The sequence below is a fragment of the Bradyrhizobium sp. URHD0069 genome, from assembly GCF_000701345.1.
Taxonomy (GTDB): Bacteria; Pseudomonadota; Alphaproteobacteria; order Rhizobiales; family Xanthobacteraceae; genus Bradyrhizobium.
Window position 1 is genome coordinate 44,945 of sequence record NZ_JNIJ01000029.1, and the last position, 22,986, is coordinate 67,930.

The window sequence follows — 22,986 nt, forward strand, 5'->3', positions numbered from 1 at the left end:
GATGCCAGCCTATCGTTGCGGCCATGTCGCATCGTGTGACATCGATCCGGTCAACGCGGCGTGATGTTAGCGCCCTACATGTTTTCGTGCTTCGAGGCGAGAAAATGCCTGCACCAACGCCTCATCGATACAAGACACGAAGCAAGGTTTGGCTCTATGACGGGCCCGGAGCGTGGCATTTCATCACGCTGTCAGGCGAACAATCAAGCGAGATAGCCTGTCTTGCAGCACATTCCAGGAGCGCGTGGGGCTCGATCCGCGTGACCGCGACGATCGGCCGAACGAGTTGGAAAACATCGATCTTCCCAGACAAGAAACGCGGGGCCTACCTTCTCCCTCTCAAGGCCGCCGTTCGGACGAAAGAGAAGATCGAGCCAGGCAACACCGTCGCGGTTACGATTGAGCTGCTGACGTAACACCGTCCCGATCATGTTCGCGATCCGCATGCGGCGATCGGTCACCCAGCCCGTGCGAGATCACCTTGCGCATGACATTCGGCAGCGCTTCATCCCCAAGCGTCGAGATCGGCACCCAGCGCATTCCCTCCGCCGCGCGGGCGCGGGTGGGAACGTTCGCCGTGTAGACCACAAGCTCCAGCGGAAAATGCGTGAAGACATGCGTGACGACGCCCGCCTTGCGATGCCAGCGCGTATTGTCCTTCAAGGACGGCGCCTGCTCCAGCGCCGCCTTGTCGTCCTGCGCGGCCAGCCAGTGTGAGGTCGGCACTTCGGTCATGCCGCCGAGCAGACCTTTTTCGTGACGGGTCCGGACTAAGAGCTCATTGCCGCGCGTGACCACGAATGCCGCACCTCGGCGCAGCGCGCCGGTTTTCTTCAGCGCTTTACGCGGAAAGGCCTCCTGATCGCTGCGCGCACGCGCCGCGCAGTCGTCGTTGATCGGGCACAGCGCGCAGGCCGGTTTCTTCGGCGTGCAGATCGAGGAGCCGAGATCCATCAGCGCCTGCGCGCTATCGCCGGCCCGCGACCCCGCGTCGCCGGCGCGGGTCGCGCCAAGCAGCGTGGTCGCGAGGCTTTGGATCAACGGCTTGGCTTGCGGCAGCAGCTCCTCGACGGCGAATAGCCGCGACACCACGCGCTCGATATTGCCGTCGACCGGCATGGTCCGGCGGCCGAAGGCGATTGCGGCAATTGCGGCTGCGGTATAGGGCCCGATTCCCGGGAGCGATCGCAGGCCTTCCTCTGTGTCGGGAAACACGCCGCCATGGTCGCGCCGCACCGCCACCGCGCAGGCGTGCAAATTCCGAGCCCGCGAATAATAGCCGAGCCCTGCCCACATCCGCAGCACATCGTCGAGCGATGCTCTGCCAAGCGCCTCGACATCAGGCCAGCGCGCGATGAATTTTTCGAAATAGGGCCCGACCGTTTTGACGCCGGTCTGCTGCAGCATAATTTCCGACAGCCAGACCCGGTAGGGATCGGCCGGTTCGCCCGGCAGCGGCCGCCACGGTAGCCGGCGGCGATGACGGTCGTACCATGCGAGCAGCAGGGCCGGACGGGCGCTGGCCGCGTCATCATGATCGAAGGATGAAGCTTTCTTTCGCCTGATGGCCGCGCCTGATAAGGTCATGCGGCCATATAACGTCATTCCGGGATGGACCGAAGATCTAGACCCGAAATCTCAAGAGGAAAACTTCGGCATTCCGGTTCGCGCGTTTCACGCGCCCCGGAATGACTGGAAGACGGAATGACTGGAAGAAAAGACCCCATGTCCAAACCCGGTCCGATCAGCGCGAAACCGCTTTCCGTCCTGCTCGGCGACGTGTTTTCCGACGCCTATGCCAAGCAGGGATTCGCGGCGCGCGAGCTGGTCACGCGCTGGGCTGAAATCGCCGGCCCAGAAATATCAGCCCATTCCGAGCCCCTGAAAATCCAATGGCCGAGGCCTGTGGAGGGGCAGCCGCAGGAACCGGCGACGCTGGTGTTGCGGGTGGAGGGCCCGATGGCGCTGGAAATCCAGCACGCCTCCGATGTCATCCTGCAGCGGGTCAACCGTTTCTTCGGCTGGAGCGCGGTGGGGCGGCTGGCGCTGCGGCAGGCGCCGTTGTCGCGACGGAATCGGCCTGCGGCCTCGCGCGCCCCCGACGCGAAGGCGGTGGCGAAAGTTGCGGAAAGCCTGTCCTCCGTCGAGGACGAGGAATTGCGGGCCGCGCTGGCGCGGCTCGGCGCACAGATCAAGCGAAATTGAGCCTGCCGCCGCGTTCGAGAGTCGCGGCCTGCCATTGCCACAATTGCCGTTTCAAGCTAGCGACAATAGTTCTTTGCGAGTCTGTTGGGGCGTGAGAGCGCCGGTTTTGGAGTATGCCTTTGATCATCACGCGCCGCGCCTTCACCGCCGCCCTTACGCTGACGGGGCTTGCCGCTCTCACCGGCTTTTCGCCGCTGCGTCTGATCCCCGACGCGATGGCGCAAAGCGCATCCGATGTTGCCAAGCCGGTGTCGCTGCCGGACATGGCGCTCGGTCCAGCCAATGCGCCGGTGACCATCACCGAATATGCGTCGATGACTTGCCCGCATTGCGCAGCCTTCAATGAAAACGTGTTCCCGAAGATCAAGTCGGAATATATCGATACCGGCAAGGTGCGTTACGTGTTCCGCGAATTCCCGCTCGATATCAAGGCTGCGGCGGGTTCGATGCTGGCGCGCTGCATCGCCAAGGACGATGCCGGGAAATATTTCGCCGTGATTGACATGTTGTTCAGGCAGCAGAACGACTGGGTGACGAAAAATACCACCGAAACCCTGATACGGATTGGCAAACAGGCCGGGCTCAGCCAGCAGGCGGTCGAGACTTGCCTCAAGGATCAGGCGCTGCTCGACAAGATCGCCGCCGACCAAAAATTCGCCAGCGACGTGCTGAAGGTCAACTCGACGCCGACCTTTTTCATCAATGGCGAGATGATCAAGGGCGAGACCTCGTTCGAGGAATTCGATAAGCGGATCAAACCGCTGCTCAAGAGCTGAGTCTATGGTTCCCGGCGAGCCGGGAACCATAGGGGCCACTAACCCCCGCAAAAGCCTTGGGAAAAGCCCCCGGCGACAGTTGCCCTCCGGCCCCGGCCTCGCCATTGTCGCGGCCATGAGAGTCGCCAGGAGCGACTCGCCCACACACCGACATTGCCTTCTATGGTATTGTCCCGGCAGGGAGATTCGCGACCTGCCAACAGAGAATCGTGTCCATGAAGCTGACCCGCCTTCGCCTCCACGGTTTCAAGTCGTTCGTTGAACCCACCGACTTCATGATCGAACCCGGCCTCACCGGCGTGGTCGGACCGAACGGCTGTGGGAAGTCCAATCTGGTGGAGGCGTTGCGCTGGGCGATGGGCGAGACCTCGCACAAATCGCTGCGCGCCGCCGACATGGACGCGGTGATCTTTGCCGGTTCCGGCAATCGCCCATCGCGCAATCACGCCGAAGTGGTGATGACGATCGACAATTCCGATCGCTCGGCGCCGGCGGCGGTGAACGACCGGGAGATTCTGGAAATCTCACGTCGGATCGAGCGCGAGGCGGGTTCGGTCTACCGCATCAACGGCCGCGACGTGCGCGCCCGCGACGTGCAGATCCTGTTTGCCGACGCCGCCACCGGTGCGCGCTCGCCGGCGCTGGTTCACCAGGGCAAGATCGGCGAGATCATTCAGGCCAAACCGGAACAGCGCCGACGCGTGCTGGAGGATGCCGCCGGCGTCGCCGGCCTTCACGCTCGCCGCCACGAAGCCGAATTGCGCCTCAAGGCCGCCGAAACCAATCTCACCCGCGTCGAGGACGTGATCGGGCAACTGGCCGGACAGATCGACGGGTTGAAGAAGCAGGCGCGGCAGGCGATCCGCTACCGTGAAGTCGCGGCCAAGGTGCGCAAGGCCGAGGCCATGCTGTTCCACCTGCGCTGGCTGGAGGCCAATTCCGACGTCGCGGAAGCTGCCCGTACCCACGACCTCAGCGTCCGCGAGATGGCCGAACGTACCCGCGAACAGGCCGAAGCGGCCCGCATCCAGGCGGTGCGCGCTTCCGAACTGCCGGCGCTGCGCGAGGCCGAGGCGCGTGCCGCGGCTGGGCTGCAGCGGCTTACCAACGCGCGCGAAACGCTCGACCGCGAGGAAGAGCGCGCCAAGGAGCGTGTTGCCGAGCTCGATCGCCGGCTGACCCAATTTTCGGCCGATATCGCACGCGAGCAGCAGCAGACCTCCGATGCCGAGGTGGCGCTGCAACGGCTCGATACCGAAGACTCGGAACTGAAAGAAGAAATCAAATCGCGCGTTGAAAAGCGCAGCGGCGTCGATGAGCGCGTGTCAGAGGCCGAGGCAACGCTGGCGAGCGCCGAACGGCTGTTCGCCGAACTGACGACTGTCCTCGCCGACCTCACCGCCAAGCGCAATCAGCTTGAGGCGAGCGTGCGCAGCCATCGCGATCGGCTGGCGCGGCTCGATCAGGACATCGCCAATGTCGCAAGCGAGGAGCACAAGCTGGCGCAGGACACCAGCGCTCTGGGCGACCTCGCCGCCCTCGCTGAGGCCATGGAGACCGCGCAGCAGAATCTTGCGCAGTCCGAAACCGCAGCGCAGACTAGCGAAGGCGGCCATGCCGCCGCGCGGCAGAAGCTGGAATCGTCCCGCGGTCCGCTCAACGAAGCCGACAAGCGCGTGCAGCGGCTCGAGACCGAGGCCCGCACCATCTCGAAGCTCGTCAATGGCGAGACCAAGAATCTCTGGCCGCCGATCATCGACGGCGTCACCGTCGCCAAGGGCTATGAGAAGGCGCTCGGCGCCGCACTCGGCGACGATCTCGACGCGCCGGTCGATCCGTCGGCGCCGATGCGCTGGACCAATGCCGGCGTGACCGAGGGCGACCCGACTTTGCCCGACGGGGTCGAATCACTCGCGGCGCATGTCGATGCACCCTCCGAGCTGGCGCGCCGCCTCGCGCAGATCGGCGTCGTCGCCAGGGAGCGCGGCGCGGAGCTGGTATCACAGTTGAAAACCGGCCAGCGGCTGGTGTCGCGCGAGGGCGACGTCTGGCGCTGGGACGGATTTGTCGCCGCCGCCCACGCGCCGACTGGCGCCGCGCGGCGTCTTGCCGAGCGCGCGCGGCTGGTCGATATCGAAAACGAACTTGAGCAGGCTCGCATCGACGCCGCCGCCAAACGTCAGGCGCTGGAATCGGCCGAAGCCGAACTGAGGGCCGCATCCGCCGCGGAGACCGCCGCGCGCGATTCCTGGCGTGCTGCGCAGCGCGAGGCCGACGCCGCGCGCGGGCGTCATGCCGATACCGAGCGCGAGATCAATCGCCACGTCGCGCGGAAATCGGCGCTGACCGAGGCCCACAGTCGCCTCAATGCCGATCGCGCCGAGGCGGATGGCGCGCATCAAAGCGCTATGGCGGCGCTTGCCGAATTGCCGCCGAGCCTCGACACCGAAACGAGGCTTGCGTCGGTTCGCTCCGACATCGACGGTCATCGTCGCCTTGCGGCGCAGGTACGCGCCGAAGCGCAGGCACTGGCGCGCGAAGCTGAACTGGCGGACCGCCGCGTGCAGGCGATCCTCGCCGAGCGGTCCGAATGGCAAAACCGCAAAGCGAGCGCGGCCTCGCAGATCGCCACCATCGAAGCCCGCCTCACCGAGGTCAAAGCCGAGCGCGCCGAGCTCGACAATGCGCCGGCAATATTCGCGGAAAAGCGCCGCGCGCTGATCAGCGAAATCGAATCGGCCGAAAATGCCCGCCGAATTGCTGCCGATGCGCTTGCGAGCGCCGAGAACGTGATGGCGGAAACCGACCGCGCCGCCAAGATTTCGCTCGAGGCGCTATCGAGCGCGCGCGAGGCTACCGCCCGCGCCGAGGAGCGCATGGATGGCGCCAAGCGCCGCCTCGCCGACGTCGAGCGCGAAATCCACGATATGCTGGAGGTCGAGCCGCAAGGCGTGGCCGGTCTCGCCGAGATCCAGGAAGGCGCGGAATTGCCGCCGCTTGCGGAGATCGAAGAGAGCCTTGAAAAACTGCGCCGCGACCGCGAGCGGATCGGCGCGGTCAATCTGCGCGCCGAGGAAGAGCTGCGCGAGGTCGAAGTCCAGCACACCTCGCTCACCACCGAGCGCGACGATCTGGTGGAAGCCATCAAGCGCTTGCGCCAGGGCATCCAGAGCCTCAACCGCGAGGCGCGGGAACGCTTGCTGACTTCGTTCGAAATCGTGAACGGCCATTTCAAGCGGCTGTTCGTCGAATTGTTCGGCGGCGGCGAAGCCGCGCTGCATCTGATCGAAAGCGACGATCCGCTGGAGGCCGGGCTCGAAATCATCGCCAAGCCGCCCGGCAAGAAGCCGCAGACGCTGTCACTGTTGTCCGGCGGCGAGCAGGCGCTGACCGCGCTGGCACTGATCTTCGCGGTGTTCCTCACCAATCCGTCGCCGATCTGCGTGCTGGACGAGGTCGACGCGCCGCTTGACGATCACAATGTGGAGCGGTTCTGCAACCTTTTGCACGAGATGACTGCCTCGACCGAGACGCGCTTCATCATCATCACGCACAATCCAATCACGATGGCGCGGATGAACCGGCTGTTCGGCGTCACCATGGCCGAACGCGGCGTGTCGCAACTTGTGTCGGTCGATCTCGAAGACGCGGTAAAGATTCTCGATCAGCATGTGGCGTAGTGCGTCGCCGCAATTATTGATGTCATGGTCCGCGAAAGCGGATGATCCAGTACGCCGCCGCGTCTATATGACTCTCAATCGTCACTGAATACTGGATGCCCGCCTTCGCGGGGCATGACGCGATAGATGACCGCTCCGGACCTTCCAGCCGAGTTGAAAGCAGCGCTTGACGGCAAGCTGCAAGGCCTGTCGCGCAACGCCGCCGCCGCACGCGCCGCAGCGATTTCGCAGACTTATCGCGACGGCGGCGGCTCCGGCGCGATCAGGTCAGAGACGGATGCGCTGGCTTATGCGCTGGCGCGGATGCCCGCGACTTACGCCGCGGTAACCGCAAGCCTGAACGCACTCCGCCAGATCAGGCCGGATTTCGTGCCGGGAAGCCTGCTCGATGTCGGCGCCGGGCCGGGGACGGCGAGCTGGGCCGCGACTGAAGCATTTTGGTCACTGCAAAGCCTTACGTTGATCGATGCCAATAGCGCGTTACGCGCGCTGGCGCTGGATCTCGGGCACGACAGCGTGCGCCTGCGCGACATGAGATACGAGCGCGGCGAAGCCCGCGTCGCGCTGGCGGACGTTGAAGCCGCCGACCTTGTGGTGGCGAGTTACACGATTGGCGAGATAGATGACGCTGAACGAAGCGCGCTCACCGAGCTGATATGGGCAAAGACCCGCGACACCCTGCTGATCGTCGAACCCGGGACGCCGGCGGGCTACGCGCGGATTCTTGCGGCGCGACAAAAATTGATCGCGGCGGGCGCGCATGTCGCAGCCCCCTGCCCGCATGACGGCACGTGTCCTCTCGCAGCGCCGGACTGGTGTCATTTCACGCAGCGCCTGCCCCGCTCACGCGCGCACAAACAACTCAAATCCGCAGAACTTCCCTATGAGGACGAAAAATTTATTTACGTGGCACTGACGCGGGCACCGGTCGCGCGACGGCCGGCGCGGGTGCTGGCTCAGCCGGCAATCACCAAGGTCGCCGTCACCGCAAAACTCTGCACCGATCATGGCGTCGTGGAGACAGCCGCTCCGCGCCGCAACAAGATCGACTATGCGCGCTTCAGAAAATACAACTGGGGTGACGGCGTTTTCGAGGCCGACGCAACATCCGCGGAATAATTCCCCGGCGCCGGCGTTTATCTTGGTGACGCATCCGCGTCCTCATTATTTCCATCAGGAGTAAAGCTGCAATGTCCAGGACATTCGCCGCAGTAGCGGCCTTGACTTTCATTCTCGCGTCATCGGCGGCATCGGCGCAGACGCTGAAGACAGCCGACACGACAAAGGGCAAGACGTTCGTCGATGCCAAGGGTATGACCCTTTATACGTTCGACAAGGACGCCGGCGGTAAATCCATGTGCAATGGACCCTGCGCCGAGAACTGGCCGCCCTTGCTGGCCAGCGACGACGCCAAGCCGACCGCCGATATGACCATTGTGGTTCGAGACGATGGCAAGAAGATGTGGGCCTATAAAGGTAAGCCGCTCTACACCTTCAAGAAAGACACGGCTGCCGGCGAGACCAATGGCGATGGTTTCCTGAACGGGGCCTGGCACATGGCAAAGCCGTAACTAGAGCGGATTCGTGATCCGCTAGGACAGATCCTGCCGTATGGCCAAGGGTGCCCGCGCGCGCGCGCCTCAAACCATGCGGCAGGACAGTTTTCGACTTGAAACGCTGAACTTCCCCGCTCCCGTAGCGACTTACTCAGGCGGCCCTATCGGGGCCCTGACGCGCGCCGATCTTTTGTCTAGGCTGTCCGCGTCGGTCGTCTCATCGAGAGTCAGCGGTCATGTCATCGGGTTGGATTGTTTTCGGTATTATTGTCATTTTCGTTTTTTTCGCTTTTGCGGCCTACAACCGCCTCGTCACCCTCAGTCAGCGCGTCAATCAGGCCTTTGCCGACATTGACGTGCAGCTCAAGCAACGCCACGACCTGATCCCGAATCTGGTCGAGAGCGTGAAGGGCTATGCCGCGCACGAGCGCGGTACGCTCGACGACGTGATAAAAGCCCGCAACACCGCGATGTCGGCGCAGGGACCGGGACAGGTTGCGGCTGCCGAGAACCAGCTGAGCGGCGCGCTCGGCAGGTTGATCGCGCTGTCGGAAGCCTATCCGGACCTCAAGGCCAACGCCAATTTCCAGCAGCTGGCCGCCGAATTGTCCGATCTCGAGAACAAGATCGCCGCCAGCCGCCGCTTCTTCAACAACGCGGTTCAGGAATACAACACCGGCATCCAGCAGATGCCGGCCGCGCTGTTCGCCGGCACGTTCGGCTTCACCCGCAGGGATTTCTTCGATCTCGGCGCCACCCGCACCGAAGTCGAAGCGGTGCCGACGGTCAAGTTCTGAAGTGACCACCACCTGTCTCCGTCATTCCGGGATGGTCCGAAGGACCAGACCCGGAATCTCGAGATTCCGGGTTCGCCGCTTCGCGACGCCCCGGAATGACTCTGTGTAGCGGAATCCCGCATCATGGCCGCGTATGGTCTTTACACGCACATCGCATCGAACAAGTTTCGTTCGATGCTGCTGCTCGGTGGGCTATTCCTCCTGATCTACGTCATGGTCTATGCCGGCGCACTGATCGCCGAAGTCGTGATCGATAGCGACCGATCGGTCGACTACTACCTGATGGCGGCGTCGCGCGACCTGATTGCGGCTTTTCCCTATGCGACGGGAGCGGCGGCGCTGTGGATCGTGATCGCTTATTTTTTTCATCAATCGATCGTCGATGCCGTTACCGGCGGCGAGGACGTGACGCGGCGACAGCAGCCCCGGCTCTATAATCTGCTGGAAAATCTCTGCATCTCTCGCGGCATCCCGATGCCGAAGCTGAAAATAATGCAAAGCGATGCGCTGAACGCATTCGCGACCGGGCTCAACCGGCGGCAATATGCCGTCACGGTCACCACGGGCCTGTTGAAGAGGGCTCAACGATCAGGAGATCGAGGCGGTGCTGGGCCACGAGCTCACCCACATCCGCAACGGCGACGTGCAGCTGATGGTGATCGCGGTGATCATCGCCGGCGTGGTCGGTTTCTTCGCCGAATTGTTCTTCAGGACCTTCTCCAATCTTCAGTGGAATTCCACCGGCGGTGGATCGTCGTCTTCGTCATCCTCTTCTTCGTCGTCGTCGGACAGGGACAGCAAAGGGTCTGGAGCCGGCGGTGCGATCGTCGCCGCCATTATCGCGGTCGCGCTGATCGCGCTGGCCTGGCTGTTGTCGCAGGTGGTTCGGCTGGCGCTGTCGCGATCGCGCGAACTGCTCGCCGACGCCGGATCGGTCGAGTTGACGAAGAACCCGGATGCCATGATCTCGGCGCTGCGCAAGATCGAGAATCGCGGCGAGCTCCCCGGCGCGACCTCGGCGGTGATGGAATTGTGCGTCGACAACCCGCGCGAGGGTTTTGCCGACCTGTTTGCCACCCATCCGTCGGTGGATGGCCGGGTGCAGGCGCTGGTGAAATTCGCCGGCGGACACGATCCCGGACGGCTGGCTCTGCCTTCCGATACAGCCGACGAGCCCGACGACCGGCCGCGAGAACCGGCGGCCCCGCCGGCACTGCCCCATGGCCCATGGAGCGATGCTAAAGAGCCTGTCGAGGCTTCGCCGAGCGTCCCCTGGGTCAATCCCCCCGGTCCGCCGGGCCGCTCCTGAGGCATCGGCCCCGCGCTTCCATGTGGCTGCGTGCTCGCCCGCGAATCGGTTATTCCAGAGCGCCCATGACAATCCGCGAGGCCGTAGCCTACCGGATACCCACTTTCGCCGGGTATGATAGCTGGTTGGCGCGCCGCCCGGCGCGCTGCCGGGAACGTTGATTCGCCCGCTTCTTCGTTAACGACATGGGCAGGATTAGGCCTAAGGAGCGTCGAATGAATTGAATTATCCCTTGTTTCTGCCATGTTCGCGCCCAAAGCAGGGATGGGGACGTTCCGACCACCTCGATGGTGGATTCAACGGCATGATCCGGGGCTGAGGCCGTTTTCAGCAGAAGACGGCCAGGTTTGACCTTGAATCATGCTTCAATCAGAAATGGTGCGTAAGGGAAGCTCATGGCGAAGCCGGTAGTGATCGTGGTAGGCGCTGATAAGGGCGGGGTCGGCAAGACCACGGTCTCGCGCACGTTGCTTGATTATTTCAGCGCTAACAGCGTACCCACCCGCGCCTTCGATACCGAATCCCCGCGCGGCACACTGAAGCGGTTCCATCCTGATCTCACCGAGATCGTCGATATGACGACGACGTCGGATCAGATGAAAATCTTCGATACGTTGAATGCCGTAAGCCCTTCCGTCACCGTGATCGACGTCCGCGCCGGCCTGCTATCGCCATCGCTGGCCTCATTGCGCGATATCGGCTTTCTCGACGCCGCCAAGTCGGGACAGATCACGTTTGCCGTGTTCCATATTCTCGGCCCCTCGATCGCCTCGCTGGACGAAATCGCGGAGACCGCGAATTTCATGCAGGGCGCGAAATATTATTTGGTGAAGAACTTCATCAACAACACCAGCTTCTTCGAATGGGACCAGGCGACCTACAATTCCTATTTCCACCGTATCAAGGACGCCACCGAGCTCACCATTCCCAAACTCAACGAAATGGCCTTCGAGCAGGTCGAGGTCGCCTCCGTGCCGTTCCTCAAATTCGTCGCCAACAAGGGCTTGAATGACGATGCGGCGAATTATTCGTTCGTGCTGCGCGGCTATGTCCGGCACTGGCTGGCCAATGTCTGGAGCGAGTTCGACCGCATCAAGCTGACCGACCTCGTCGGCTCCGGCAAATCGAGCGCGCGCGTTGGCGAAAAATAAAAATAATTTGTCTATGGAATGCGTTTTGGCTGGATTAGGCGGATAATTCGCCTGATATAGCGCCGATGCGCCGCACGCCCGTCTACATCATCTGCTCGCCCCGCCCGCTGGTCGGCAAGACGCTGATCGCGCGGCTGTTGAGCGAGCTCCTGTTGCTGAAGGACGGCAAGGTCGCGGCATTCGACATCAATTTGAAAGAGCCGTCGCTGCTCGAGTTCCTGCCGAGGGTCACCGAGACCGCCGAGGTCGGTGATACCTTTGGGAAGATGGCGCTGATGGATCGCCTGATCGTCAACGACGCGGTCGCCAAGGTGATCGATCTCGGCTTTCACGCCTTCGACGAGTTCTTCAAGATGTCCGATGAGATCGGATTCATGAAGGAAGCGGCGCGGCGCGGCGTCTCGCCGATCATCCTGTTCGTCGCGGATACCGACCGTACCTCGGCCCGCGGCTATGCCATGCTGCAGCAGCAGCTTGCGCCAGCCGCCCTTGTGACCATCGACAACGAATATGTGCTGCGCGGCGAGTTGCCGGAGGCGATGGCGTCCAGCCGGGTCCTTCGCATCGCCGCGCTGCCGGTGTTTTTGAAGACCTATATCGACCGGCTGACGTTCTCGTTCACCGACTATCTGCGCAACGAGAGGGATTCATCGACGGAACTGCATCAATGGGTCCGCAAGAACTACTTCAGTTTTCGCGAGCTGGAGTTGGATTTGATGTTGCAGAGGTCGTGAAGGCAAAATATTTGATCATCGTCCTGGACAAGTTCGCCGGGACGACGAACAGAGAGAGCGACGACGCGGCCCTCAATGCCCCTCGAACGCCATCAGGGTGCGCACCGGCACATCCATGGCTCGCAATTTGGCCGCGCCGCCGAGGTCCGGCAGGTCGATGATGAAGCAGGCCGCAACCACATCGGCGCCGATCTGACGCATCAGCTTGACCGCGCCTTCCGCGGTGCCGCCGGTGGCGATCAGGTCGTCAACCAGGATCACCCGCTCGCCGGGATGAATGGCGTCGGCGTGCATCTCCATTTCGTCGAGGCCGTATTCCAGCGAGTAAGCGATGCGCACGGTGGTATGCGGCAGCTTGCCTTTTTTACGGATCGGCACGAAGCCGGCGGAGACCTGGTGCGCCACCGCGCCGCCGATAATAAAGCCCCGCGCCTCGATACCCGCGACCTTGTCGATCTTCGAGCCGGCCCATGGGTGCACCAATTCATCGACCGCACGGCGGAAGGCACGCGCTTCACCAAGCAGCGTGGTGATGTCGCGAAACTGGATACCCGGCCTTGGATAATCCGGGATGGTGCGGACGGAGGCCTTTAGATCATGTTCAAAAGTCATCGATATCTCTTTTTCTTCTTTGTCATTACGAGCCAGCAGGGTCGGCGCAAGCGCCGCCCGGTGACAGGCTCCGCGAAGCAATCCATGGATAAACACGCAAGACTGGATTGCTTCGTCGCAAGTGCTCCTCGCAATGACAAGTCCTTTTCAATTCCTGGGCGCGCCGAGCCGGAGGGCGTTCTCCACGATGCGCAGGCCCACCTCGCCGCCGAGCGACATTAGCGATTCCGGGTGAAACTGGACGCCGCCGACCGGCAAGGTTTTGTGCTCAATCGCCATCGCGACGCCGTCCTCGGTACTCGCCGTCACCAAGAGCACGTCGGGCATGCTATCGCGCTCGACATAGAGCGAATGATAGCGGCCGATCACGATTTCAGTGGGCAGGTTCTGCATCAGCCGCCCGCCCCGCACCTGGATGCGCGAGGGCCGACCGTGGGAAGGCTGGCCGAGTTGTCCCAACTGGCCGCCAAAGTATTCGCCGATCGCCTGCACGCCGAGGCAGACGCCGAACACCGGCAACTTCTTGTCGAGCGCCGCACCGATCGTTTTGGCAATCCCGAAATCTTGCGGCCGGCCCGGACCCGGCGACAGCACCAGCAGATCCCAATTTTTTTTCAGCATTTCCAGCGCATGAACGTGCCTGACCACCGTGACATCAGCACCGACCTGGCGGAAATAATCCGCCAGCATGTGCACGAAACTGTCGTCATGATCGATCAGCAGCACTTGCTTGCCCGAGCCGGTGGCATCGGGAGCGAAGGCCGACAGCGGCTTCGCCGGGTCGCCGCGCAGCGCCTGAAACAGTGCCGCCGCCTTGACCTGGCACTCGCGATCCTCGGCGGCGGGATCGGAATCAAACAGACAGGTGGCGCCGACCCGCACTTCGGCAAGACCTTCCTTCATCCGGATGGTGCGGATCGTCAGCCCGGTATTGATGCTGCCGTCGAAATTCACGCAGCCGATCGCGCCGGCATACCAGCGGCGCGACGAGCGCTCGTTATCCTCGACAAACTGCATCGCCCACAATTTGGGCGCGCCGGTCACCGTCACCGCCCAGGCGTGGGTGAGGAATGCATCGAGCGAGTCGAAACCCGGGCGCAGCATGCCTTCGACATGATCGACAGTGTGGAACAGTTTCGAGTAGGTCTCGATCTGCCGCCGCGCCAGAACCTTGATGGTGCCGGGCACGCAAACGCGCGCCTTGTCGTTGCGGTCGACATCGGTGCACATGTTGAGTTCGAATTCGTCTTTCTCCGAGTTCAACAATTGCCGGATCTGCTCGGCGTCGCCGATCGCGTCGACGCCGCGCGCGATGGTGCCGGAGATCGGACAGGTTTCGACCCGCCTTCCGTCGGAGCGCACGAACATCTCAGGTGACGCCGACACCAGAAATTCACCGTCACCGAGATTCATCAGGGCGCCGTAGGGCGACGGATTGATCCGGCACAGCCGCTGGAACACTTCCGCCGGCGTGCGCTCGCAAGGCTCGGCGAACAATTGCCCCGGCACCGCCTCGAACAGATCGCCCCGCGCGAATGCGGCGCGCGCGGTTTCGACGGTCGCCTGATATTCGCCGGGCGCATGATCCGAAAATCCCTGCCGCGGCGTTTTGGCGTAAACGCTTTCCGCGGTGTCGCGGGGCAGGCCTTCGGTGAATTTTCCCTTCCAGGCAAAGTCGTAGCTCAGCGCCACGCCGCGCCCGGTGGCGCGATCATACGCCAGCAGGCGATCCGGCACGTAGAGCACGATGTCGCGCTGGTCGGGCGCGCGCGCGCGCTTTTGCACGAGGTCTTCGATCTGGAACACCAGGTCATAGGCGAAGGCGCCGAACAGGCCGAGCAGCGGATCGTCATTGGCGCCAAGCACCGCGACGAGATCGCGCACCAGCGACATCACGCTGGCTCGGCGGGTGCGCTGGTCTTCGTCGACCGGCGCGGCGCCGCGCACGATATGACCGGCAATGCGAGACCGGCTTTTCTCCGCGATGACGACACAGGGCTCGCGCAGCGCGTCGCCGAGGAAGGCGATCAGCACCTCGCCGCGCGCGTTCAGCGCCTGCAACGAAAAGTTCGTTCCGACGGTTTCCAGCTGCAGCGGCGGGTCGGAGAAGCCGAGATCAAAGCTCTCATAGCGGCCGGGCACCGTGGTGCCGGACGACAGCACCACGCCGCGGCGACGGTCGAGCAGGTCGATCAGGTCATCGAGCCGGCTGGCGCCGCCGGAGAATTGCTCCACCGACCGCGTGACCGCGAGGCCGCCACGGGTGCGATATTCGCTGCGGGCCGGCAGGGAGAAAACTGTCCTGTTCATGTGATCCTCTTACGAAACTTCGGGAGGGAGCGCCACACAGGACAAACGAAGGGACCGTCGCACTGCGATGGCGACCTTCGACGATTGAAAAAATGAAATCGCACCGGCCACCTCTTATGAGGTGCGCCACCAAAGACGGGATGGGCTGATAACGGTGTTCATGGTGGCTAAACACCATCCGCCGCGGACGATGTCAAGAGACCGACTGCCCTGGACGCCGGGTACCGGGCCCATTCGCACAGACACAAGCGGATCGCGTCAGCGTTACGCTCGGCCGCCACACCAACGATTTCATGACGTCTTTTTATGCCAAGACGCCTTATGCCAAGACGCCGTCGTCCTTCATCATCGAATGCGGCTGGGGCGGCCTGGCGGCAGAACGATCAATTCATCCTCATCTACAGGGTGCCGATTTTATTCCACATCGTGCCCAAATCGATTGCGCGGGAGGGTTTCGACATTCCGCTGCTGGTCCAGCGCCTCGCCGAGCACGTCGGCCCGGAGCGTTAGGTTCCGGCGGCTGAGCGGGAAAAGTTAGCCGTCAGAGGTGTCGCCCAACCATCTTGCCTACTGTCGGTAACACCCCTGCCCGATCTCTTCGATCAAACTCCGCGCCCTTGGCTTCCAGCCGAGCTGCCGCGCGTGCTTTGCCCGCACCCTGCTGTTCGAAGCCATCGTATCCTCGGCGGTGCCCTCGCCCCAATCGGAAGCCGCCTCCGCCATCGACATCGCCGTCGGTGGCCCCGCAACACCCAGCATGCGGTCGATGGCCTCGCAAACCTCGCGCATCGAATTCTCGCCGTTCTCGGCGAAGTAGAACGATCCGGCAGGCGCCTTCTCGATCGCGAGCGCGTAGAGCGTCACCAGATCGTCGATATGGACGTTCGACCAGATGTTCTCACCGGGTCCGGCATGGGCTGCGCAACCGCGTTTTCTGGCCAGCTCGATCAGCAGAGGCACCTGCGTGCTGTGCGGCTCGACGCCATGGCCGAGGCCGTAGATCAGGCTCGGGCAGATGATGACCGGACGGCATCCCTTGTCGCGGTATGAGAGAATGAGTTGGTTCAACGCCACACGCGCCGCGCGCGCGGACGACGGGGTGATCGGCGTATCTTCGTCGTACACCGCATCGGATCGTTGCCCTCCGGCGCGCGTGCCGACAATGCTCGATCCCGACGTGTGGATGAACGGCTTGCCGCTTCCTGCCAGCGCATCGACCATGGCCACGACGGCGCCCCTGTGATCGGCGCTCGCCGCATTGACGACGATGTCGGCGGCCTGTGCTGCTTGCGCCAGACGCTCGCCGTCATCCAGCGTTCCCAGCAATGGCTGGATGCCCCGGGCGTGAACCGCATCGGCCTTTTCCGGGGAACGAACAAGGCCGGTCACTTGATGTCCGGCAGCGACGAGATGGGCCGCAACCGATCCGCCGATATAGCCGGAGGCGCCCGTGCAAAAGACCTTCATCTTCTTTCCACTATCGCCTCGTCTACGACGGGCATTTCACCCAAGATGCTTCTTGAAAAACTCCGTGGCGCGGCCCCAGGCGAGCTCGGCGGCCTCACGGTCGTGCACTGTTTGCCGCTGCTCGTTGACGAAGGCGTGTTCGGCGTCATAGCGGAACAGTTCGAGCGACTTGCCGGCGGCCTTCATGCCCTTCTCGAAGGCATCGATCACCTGCGGCGTGCACCAGTCGTCCTTGTTGGCGAAATGCGCCTGCAGGGGAATTTTCACGTCCGCCGGCTTGGCCGCCTGCTCCGGCGGAATGCCGTAAAACACGACGCCTGCCGTCAGCTCGGGAATTTTGGTGGCGCCGATAATGGTCACGGCACCGCCGAGGCAGAAGCCGGTCAGACCGACCTTGGCGCCGTTCCTGGCGAGATATTGCGCGGCGCCGCGCACGGTCTGTGTGGTGACGTCAATGAAATCCAGCGAGTTCATTTCTTTCCCGGCGGCGTCGGTGTCGTGATACGGCACCACCTTGCCGCGATAGAGATCGGGCGCCAGCGCGTCGAAGCCCGCCAACGCGAAGCGGTCGCACAGGCCCTTGATCTGCTCCTGAAGCCCCCACCACTCCTGGATCACAACCACGCCCGGGGCGCTACCGCGCGCGGCGTTGGCGAGATAGCCGCTGGCGTCCTTGCCGTCCGGGCGCTTGAACGAGATGCTGGTACCCATGGGTTCCTCCGACGGTTTCCTAGGTGGCCGATTGGCGGCTATTTTGTCCGCTGTGGGGTCAGGAAGCAATTGCCTGCGGCGTGATGCGCTGCTGATCCGAGCCCACGGAATAGCACATGTAGGTCCCGGCTTTGCAAAGCGGCACCGTGCCCGTGACACGTTCTCAACCCAACAAAAAAGCCCCCGCAGGGGCTTTCTCATTCACACCGATCGCAGAACAGTCAATGCGCCTCGGCCCAGACCTTCTTCTTGGTGAAATACATCAGGCCCGCGAACAGGATCAGGAAAACGAACACCTGAAGTCCCAGCCGTTTGCGGGCTTCCATATGCGGCTCCGCGGCCCACATCAGGAACGTGGTGACGTCCTTGGCGTACTGCGCGACCGTCGCCGGCGACCCGTCATCGAACGTAACCTGGCCATCGTTCAGCGGCTTCGGCATCTTGATGGCGTGGCCGGGGAAATATTTGTTGTAGTAGGAGCCCTCGGGGAGCGAGACCCCAGCCGGCGGCTTCTCCTCATATCCCTGCAACAGGGCGTCGACGTAGTTCGGGCCCTGCTCCTGGAATTGCGTGAAGAAATCGATCACGAACTGCGGAAAGCCGCGCTCATAGGAACGCGCCTTGGCGATCAGCGACAGATCCGGCGGCAGTGCGCCGCCGTTGGCCACCCGCGCCGCCTGCTCGTTGGGGAATGGCGAGGGGAAATAATCGGCGGGCCGGCCGGGCCGCTCGAACATTTCACCCTGATCGTTGGGGCCGTCCTTGACCTTGTAGTCGGATGCGAAGGCAGCCGCCTGAGCGGTAGAATAGCCGGGACCGCCGGGATCGGCGAGATTGCGGAAGGCGATGTACGACAGACCGTGACACGCCGAACAGACTTCCTTGTAGACCTTCAGCCCGCGCTGCAGCGATCCGCGATCGAATTTGCCGAACGGACCGGCGAACGACCATTTCTGCGATGGCGGCACTTCCTGTTGCTCGGCGCGAGCATTCTGCGCGCTTCCGGCGAACAGTGCACCTGCGACCATCAGCGCGATCACCGTCGACACCATCGGCGTCGCCTTGCTTCCGGTTTTCGCCAGCACGTCGTCGGCGATCGAATTCGGAACCGGCCGCGGCGTCTCTATCCGGCTCAACAGCGGCAGCACGATCAGGAAATAGGCGAAGTAGCTGAATGTCAGGATACGCCCGGCAATCACATAGATGCCTTCAGGCGGCTTGCCGCCGAGCCAGCCGAGCAGCACGCAGACGACGACGAAGATCCAGAAGAACTGCTTGGCCAGCGGACGGTACTTGGACGATTTGGTCTTTGCGGTATCGAGCCACGGCAGGAAGGCCAGGATGAGGATTGCACTGAACATCGCGATCACGCCGGCGAGCTTGTTCGGGATCGAGCGCAGGATCGCGTAGAACGGCAGATAGTACCACTCCGGCACGATATGCGCCGGCGTTACGCCTGGATTCGCGGGAATGTAGTTTTCGGGGTCGCCGAGATAGTTCGGCATATAGAAAATGAACCACGCGAAGAACAGCAGGAAGCAGGAGACGCCGAACAGGTCCTTGATGGTCGCGTAGGGCGTGAACGCCACAGTGTCCTTTGCCGTTTTCGGCTCGACACCGGCCGGATTGTTCTGACCGGCAACATGCAGCGCCCAGACGTGCAGCACCACGACACCGGCGATCACGAACGGAAGGAGATAGTGCAACGAGAAGAAACGGTTCAGCGTCGGATTACCGACGGCATAGCCGCCCCACAGCAGGGTCACGATGCTTTCGCCCACATAGGGAATCGCGGAGAACAGGTTGGTGATGACGGTGGCGCCCCAGAAGCTCATCTGGCCCCACGGCAGCACGTAGCCCATGAAACCGGTCGCCATCATCAGGAGGTAGATGATGACGCCGAGAATCCACAAAATCTCGCGCGGCTCCTTGTATGACCCGTAATACAGGCCGCGGAACATATGAATGTAGACGGCGAAGAAGAACATCGACGCGCCGGCGGCGTGCATGTTGCGCAACAGCCAGCCGTAGTTCACGTCGCGCACGATGCTTTCGACCGACTTGAAGGCCATGGTGGCCTCGGGCGTGTAATGCATCGCCAGGACCACGCCGGTCACGATCTGCAACGCCAGCATCAACGACAGGATTGCGCCGAAGGTCCACCAGTAGTTCAGGTTGCGCGGCGTGGGATAGGCCACAAACGAGGAGTGGACGAGCCCTATAATCGGCAGGCGCCGCTCAATCCACTTCAAGACGGGATTGCTCGGCTGGTAGTCGGATGGTCCGCTCATGATGCGATCCTGAGGAAGGTAAGACGACGGGCTAGAAATCAGGGATATCGATCCGAGACTCAGCCGATCTGGATTTTGCTATCGGAAACGAATTGATACGGCGGCACCGCCAGGTTAGTCGGGGCTGGTCCCTGGCGAATACGACCCGATGTATCGTATTGCGAGCCGTGGCAGGGGCAGAAGAAGCCGTCGTAATTGCCCTCATGGGCGATCGGGATGCAGCCGAGATGGGTGCAGATGCCGACCACGACGAGCCACTGGTCATGGCCGGGCTTGACCCGGGCCTGGTCGGTTTGCGGATCGGGCAGGCTCGAGACGGGCACGCTGCGGGCCTCGTCGATCTGCTTCTTGGTGCGATGGCTGATGTAGATCGGCTTGCCGCGCCAGAATACCTTGATGTCCTGGCCTTCGGCGATCGGCGTCAGATCGACTTCAATCGGCGCGCCCGCCGCAATCGTCGACGCGTCCGGATTCATCTGGGAAACGAACGGCCAGAGCGTGGCCGCTCCGCCGACCGCAGCGGCGGCCCCCGTAGCAACAAAAAGGAAATCACGGCGCGTTGGATGATCCGCCGAAGACGCTGTCGTCACGATTCCAAACCCTTTCTCATCTGCAGCCGGTGGAACCGCCCCAGGCAACGCATAAACGAAGCAAGGGAGGCTGCCGGCGCCCGCGACCCCCGCGGCGGCAGAAAGACCACTTTTCCCAGCCAATCCAGCAGGAACAAGCATTCCAGAATCGTTCTATTGGCACCCTTGCCGGAAGAGCGCAAGCCCGCTATCGGCTGGTCAGCGTGCAATGCGCTCATTCCGCGCAAAGCGATGATTTATTCAGACATTTGATGGAGGACCCAAGGGCGGTTACCGAATGCAGATTGCGCTTTTTCAGCCGGACATCCCCCAGAACACCGGGACGATTCTTCGTCTCTGCGCGTGCCTCGATGTGACAGCCCATATCATCGAGCCCGCCGGCTTTCCGGTGTCCGACCGGCATTTCCGTCGGGCCGGCATGGATTATCTCGACCAGGTAACCATTATGCGTCACGACTCGTGGCCAAAATTCGAGCAATGGCGTAACGACAAGGGTTATCGGCTGATCCTGTTCACGACCAAGGGGGCCAGCTCCTATCTTGATTATCGCTATACCGCGGCCGACATCCTGTTGTTTGGAAGAGAATCCGCAGGCGTGCCCGAAGCCGTCGTCGCCGCGGCCGACGCGCGACTGGTGATCCCGATCAAGTCTGGCCTGCGCTCGCTCAATGTCGCCATGGCGGCGGCGATGGCATTAGGTGAGGCGCTGCGGCAAACCGGGTCCGCAATTTAAGGAGACGATGCGGTTGAGTTACGCGGTCAAGGAAATCTTTCTGACCCTGCAGGGCGAAGGCGCGCACGCCGGCCGCGCGGCGGTATTTTGCCGTTTCGCCGGCTGCAATCTCTGGAGCGGCCGCGAGCAGGACCGCGCCACCGCGACGTGCCAGTTTTGCGACACCGATTTTGCCGGAACCGACGGAACGCTGGGCGGCCGCTACGCTTCGGCCGCGGAGCTTGCGGATACCGTCGCCGCGCAATGGGCGGGGGCGAATGCAAACCGCTATGCGGTCTTGACCGGCGGCGAGCCGCTGCTGCAGGTGGATGCGGCGCTGATCGATGCCCTGCATGCGCGAGGCTTCGAGATCGGCATCGAGACCAATGGCACGATCGATCCACCCGACGGCGTGGACTGGATTTGCGTCAGCCCCAAAGCCGGCGCGGACCTCGTGATACGGCAAGGTCATGAGCTCAAGCTGATTTACCCGCAGGCCGGTGCCGAGCCCGAGGCCTTTGTCGATCTCGAGTTCGAACGGTTTTCGTTGCAGCCGATGGACGGACCGGACGTGATCGAAAACACCGCGCGCGCGGTGGACTACTGTCTGCACCATCCGCAATGGCGGCTCAGCCTGCAGACGCACAAAACACTCGGTATCCGATAGAGGTTGAATTTCAAGATGTGGGAATTGACGAAATCGTTCCGGTTCGAGGCCGCGCATGCGCTGCCGGGGACGACGCTCGGTGCGGCTAGCGAGGAAATCCACGGCCATTCGTTCCGCGCCGAGGTCACCGTCCGCGGCACGCCCGATCCCGCGACAGGGATGGTGCTCGATCTGGGTCTTCTCCAGCAAAGCATGGCGGATGTGCAGAAGACGCTCGATCACAAGCTGCTCAACAAGGTCGAGGCTCTTGGACCGCCGACGCTGGAAAACCTTTCGCGTTTCATCTGGGAGCGCGTTCAGCACGCCGGCCGGATTACGCGGGTAAGCGTTCACCGCGACAGCTGCAATGAGAGCTGCACCTATTTCGGCCCGGAGGGCTGAGCATTTTCAAGCAAAGTGGGCCCCGGTTCGCGTGAAGAAAACGCGTAAAGACGACAAGGCAACAGCGCAAATGGACATGTCCGTGATCGACGATCGCAAGGCGCGCGCGCGGACCTGGTTCGAAGCGTTGCGCGACGATATCTGCTTAGCCTTCGAAAAACTTGAAGACGATGCGCCGCCATCTCTCTATCCTGGGGACGCGGGACGTTTCGCGCGCACGGCCTGGGATCGTACCGATCATACGGGTGAGCCCGGTGGCGGCGGCCTGATGTCGGTGATGCGCGGACGACTGTTCGAAAAGGTCGGCGTGCATTGCTCGACCGTGCACGGCGAATTCGCGCCGGAATTCCGCGCGCAAATACCGGGTGCTGACGAGGATCCGCACTTCTGGGCGTCAGGCATTTCGCTGATCGCGCATATGCGCAATCCGAATGTGCCGGCCATCCATATGAACACCCGCTTCGTCGTCACCACCAAAGCGTGGTTCGGCGGCGGCGCCGATCTGACGCCGGTGCTCGACAGGCGACGCACGCAGGAAGATCCCGATACGGTTGCATTCCATCAGGCGATGAAGGCGGCCTGCGATGCTCACGCCGCGATCGCGAATTATGAAAAATACAAGAGATGGTGCGACGAATATTTCTATCTGCCGCACCGCAAGGAGGCGCGCGGCATCGGCGGTATTTTTTACGACTGGCACGACAGCGGCGATTGGGACGCCGACCTCGCCTTCACCCAAGACGTCGGCCGCGCGCTTCTGAAAATTTATCCCGAACTTGTCAGGCGCAATTTTGGCACGCCGTGGATCGCGGCTGATCGCGAGGAGCAGTTGATCCGGCGCGGACGCTACGTCGAATTCAACCTGCTCTACGATCGCGGCACCATCTTCGGATTGAAGACCGGAGGCAATGTGGATGCCATCCTGTCGTCGATGCCGCCGGAAGTGAAGTGGCCGTAGGTTTTGGTCATTGCGTGCCAACGGGTCGCGCGAATACGCGCCCGATGGCGGGCTCCGCGAAGCAATCCATCAAAACGGA

The 22,986-nt window shown here is 62.6% G+C and carries 21 protein-coding genes and 1 pseudogene; 15 read left to right on the plus strand and 7 right to left on the minus strand.

Annotated elements, in window-relative coordinates:
* Positions 1–104 precede the first annotated feature (104 nt).
* The gene (locus N554_RS40065) at positions 105–416 is read left to right on the plus strand and encodes a DUF1905 domain-containing protein (RefSeq protein ID WP_156041978.1); all 312 of its coding nucleotides are present in this window, start codon (positions 105–107) and stop codon (positions 414–416) included.
* Here the strand turns inward: N554_RS40065 and N554_RS0118545 are convergent.
* The gene (locus tag N554_RS0118545; RefSeq protein ID WP_081851311.1) at positions 394–1,587 is read right to left on the minus strand and encodes an A/G-specific adenine glycosylase; all 1,194 of its coding nucleotides are present in this window, start codon (positions 1,585–1,587) and stop codon (positions 394–396) included. The two genes, N554_RS40065 and N554_RS0118545, sit on opposite strands and share 23 nt — an antisense overlap.
* 138 nt (positions 1,588–1,725) lie before the next feature.
* Between N554_RS0118545 and N554_RS0118550 the strand changes: the two genes are divergently transcribed.
* From N554_RS0118550 to N554_RS0118590, 9 genes and pseudogenes are all read left to right on the plus strand, one after another.
* The gene (locus tag N554_RS0118550) at positions 1,726–2,205 is read left to right on the plus strand and encodes a DUF721 domain-containing protein (RefSeq protein WP_029584833.1); all 480 of its coding nucleotides are present in this window, start codon (positions 1,726–1,728) and stop codon (positions 2,203–2,205) included.
* Between the two features lie 119 nt (positions 2,206–2,324).
* Complete coding sequence (locus N554_RS0118555) at positions 2,325–2,981, plus strand: DsbA family protein (RefSeq protein WP_029584834.1); 657 nt, start codon at positions 2,325–2,327, stop codon at positions 2,979–2,981.
* 215 nt (positions 2,982–3,196) lie between these two features.
* Positions 3,197–6,661: a chromosome segregation protein SMC gene (gene smc / locus N554_RS0118560; protein WP_029584835.1), complete on the plus strand. Its 3,465-nt coding sequence runs from the start codon at positions 3,197–3,199 to the stop codon at positions 6,659–6,661.
* A gap of 126 nt (positions 6,662–6,787) precedes the next feature.
* Positions 6,788–7,780, plus strand: a complete 993-nt coding sequence (locus N554_RS0118565) for a small ribosomal subunit Rsm22 family protein (RefSeq protein WP_029584836.1) — start codon at positions 6,788–6,790, stop codon at positions 7,778–7,780.
* 71 nt (positions 7,781–7,851) lie between these two features.
* Positions 7,852–8,232, plus strand: a complete 381-nt coding sequence (locus tag N554_RS0118570) for a COG4315 family predicted lipoprotein (RefSeq protein WP_029584837.1) — start codon at positions 7,852–7,854, stop codon at positions 8,230–8,232.
* Positions 8,233–8,453: 221 nt separating this feature from the next.
* Positions 8,454–9,014 (plus strand): LemA family protein, encoded by a 561-nt coding sequence (locus N554_RS0118575; RefSeq protein ID WP_029584838.1) that lies wholly within the window; start codon positions 8,454–8,456, stop codon positions 9,012–9,014.
* 123 nt (positions 9,015–9,137) lie between these two features.
* Positions 9,138–10,323 (plus strand): annotated as a pseudogene (locus N554_RS36030) (M48 family metallopeptidase).
* Positions 10,324–10,718: 395 nt separating this feature from the next.
* Complete coding sequence (locus N554_RS0118585) at positions 10,719–11,474, plus strand: P-loop NTPase family protein (protein WP_029584839.1); 756 nt, start codon at positions 10,719–10,721, stop codon at positions 11,472–11,474.
* 65 nt (positions 11,475–11,539) lie between these two features.
* The gene (locus N554_RS0118590) at positions 11,540–12,208 is read left to right on the plus strand and encodes a hypothetical protein (protein ID WP_029584840.1); all 669 of its coding nucleotides are present in this window, start codon (positions 11,540–11,542) and stop codon (positions 12,206–12,208) included.
* Between the two features lie 72 nt (positions 12,209–12,280).
* Here N554_RS0118590 and N554_RS0118595 read toward each other — a convergent pair whose 3' ends face one another.
* Both N554_RS0118595 and N554_RS0118600 read right to left on the minus strand, forming a co-directional pair.
* On the minus strand, positions 12,281–12,820 hold the full coding sequence (locus N554_RS0118595; protein WP_029584841.1) for an adenine phosphoribosyltransferase: 540 nt from the start codon (positions 12,818–12,820) through the stop codon (positions 12,281–12,283).
* A 147-nt stretch (positions 12,821–12,967) separates the two neighbouring features.
* Entirely contained in the window at positions 12,968–15,130 is a 2,163-nt protein-coding gene (locus N554_RS0118600) for an anthranilate synthase component I (RefSeq protein ID WP_029584842.1), read from the minus strand.
* 321 nt (positions 15,131–15,451) lie between these two features.
* On the opposite strand from N554_RS0118600, the gene N554_RS0118605 reads away from it, so the two are divergent.
* Positions 15,452–15,640, plus strand: coding sequence for a hypothetical protein (locus N554_RS0118605; RefSeq protein WP_029584843.1), 189 nt, complete (start codon positions 15,452–15,454; stop codon positions 15,638–15,640).
* A 57-nt stretch (positions 15,641–15,697) separates the two neighbouring features.
* Here N554_RS0118605 and N554_RS0118610 read toward each other — a convergent pair whose 3' ends face one another.
* The 4 genes from N554_RS0118610 to petA all read right to left on the minus strand — a co-directional run bounded on the left by N554_RS0118610 (position 15,698) and on the right by petA (position 20,189).
* Positions 15,698–16,597 carry an NAD-dependent epimerase/dehydratase family protein gene (locus tag N554_RS0118610; RefSeq protein WP_029584844.1) on the minus strand — a complete coding sequence of 300 codons (900 nt, stop codon included), beginning with the start codon at positions 16,595–16,597 and terminating at the stop codon, positions 15,698–15,700.
* A gap of 36 nt (positions 16,598–16,633) precedes the next feature.
* Positions 16,634–17,308, minus strand: coding sequence for a dienelactone hydrolase family protein (locus N554_RS0118615; RefSeq protein ID WP_029584845.1), 675 nt, complete (start codon positions 17,306–17,308; stop codon positions 16,634–16,636).
* 221 nt (positions 17,309–17,529) lie between these two features.
* Positions 17,530–19,599 carry a cytochrome c1 gene (locus N554_RS0118620; protein WP_029584846.1) on the minus strand — a complete coding sequence of 690 codons (2,070 nt, stop codon included), beginning with the start codon at positions 19,597–19,599 and terminating at the stop codon, positions 17,530–17,532.
* A 59-nt stretch (positions 19,600–19,658) separates the two neighbouring features.
* A complete protein-coding gene (gene petA / locus N554_RS0118625; protein ID WP_029584847.1) occupies positions 19,659–20,189 on the minus strand; it encodes a ubiquinol-cytochrome c reductase iron-sulfur subunit in 531 nt (176 codons plus the stop codon).
* 277 nt (positions 20,190–20,466) lie between these two features.
* On the opposite strand from petA, the gene N554_RS0118635 reads away from it, so the two are divergent.
* The 4 genes from N554_RS0118635 (at position 20,467) to hemF (ending at position 22,907) form a co-directional block, all read left to right on the plus strand.
* The gene (locus N554_RS0118635; protein ID WP_029584849.1) at positions 20,467–20,922 is read left to right on the plus strand and encodes a tRNA (cytidine(34)-2'-O)-methyltransferase; all 456 of its coding nucleotides are present in this window, start codon (positions 20,467–20,469) and stop codon (positions 20,920–20,922) included.
* Positions 20,923–20,935: 13 nt separating this feature from the next.
* A complete protein-coding gene (gene queE, locus N554_RS0118640) occupies positions 20,936–21,568 on the plus strand; it encodes a 7-carboxy-7-deazaguanine synthase (protein WP_029584850.1) in 633 nt (210 codons plus the stop codon).
* A gap of 15 nt (positions 21,569–21,583) precedes the next feature.
* Positions 21,584–21,949, plus strand: a complete 366-nt coding sequence (locus tag N554_RS0118645) for a 6-pyruvoyl trahydropterin synthase family protein (RefSeq protein WP_029584851.1) — start codon at positions 21,584–21,586, stop codon at positions 21,947–21,949.
* A gap of 70 nt (positions 21,950–22,019) precedes the next feature.
* Complete coding sequence (gene hemF, locus N554_RS0118650; protein ID WP_029584852.1) at positions 22,020–22,907, plus strand: oxygen-dependent coproporphyrinogen oxidase; 888 nt, start codon at positions 22,020–22,022, stop codon at positions 22,905–22,907.
* Positions 22,908–22,986: the final 79 nt, after the last annotated feature.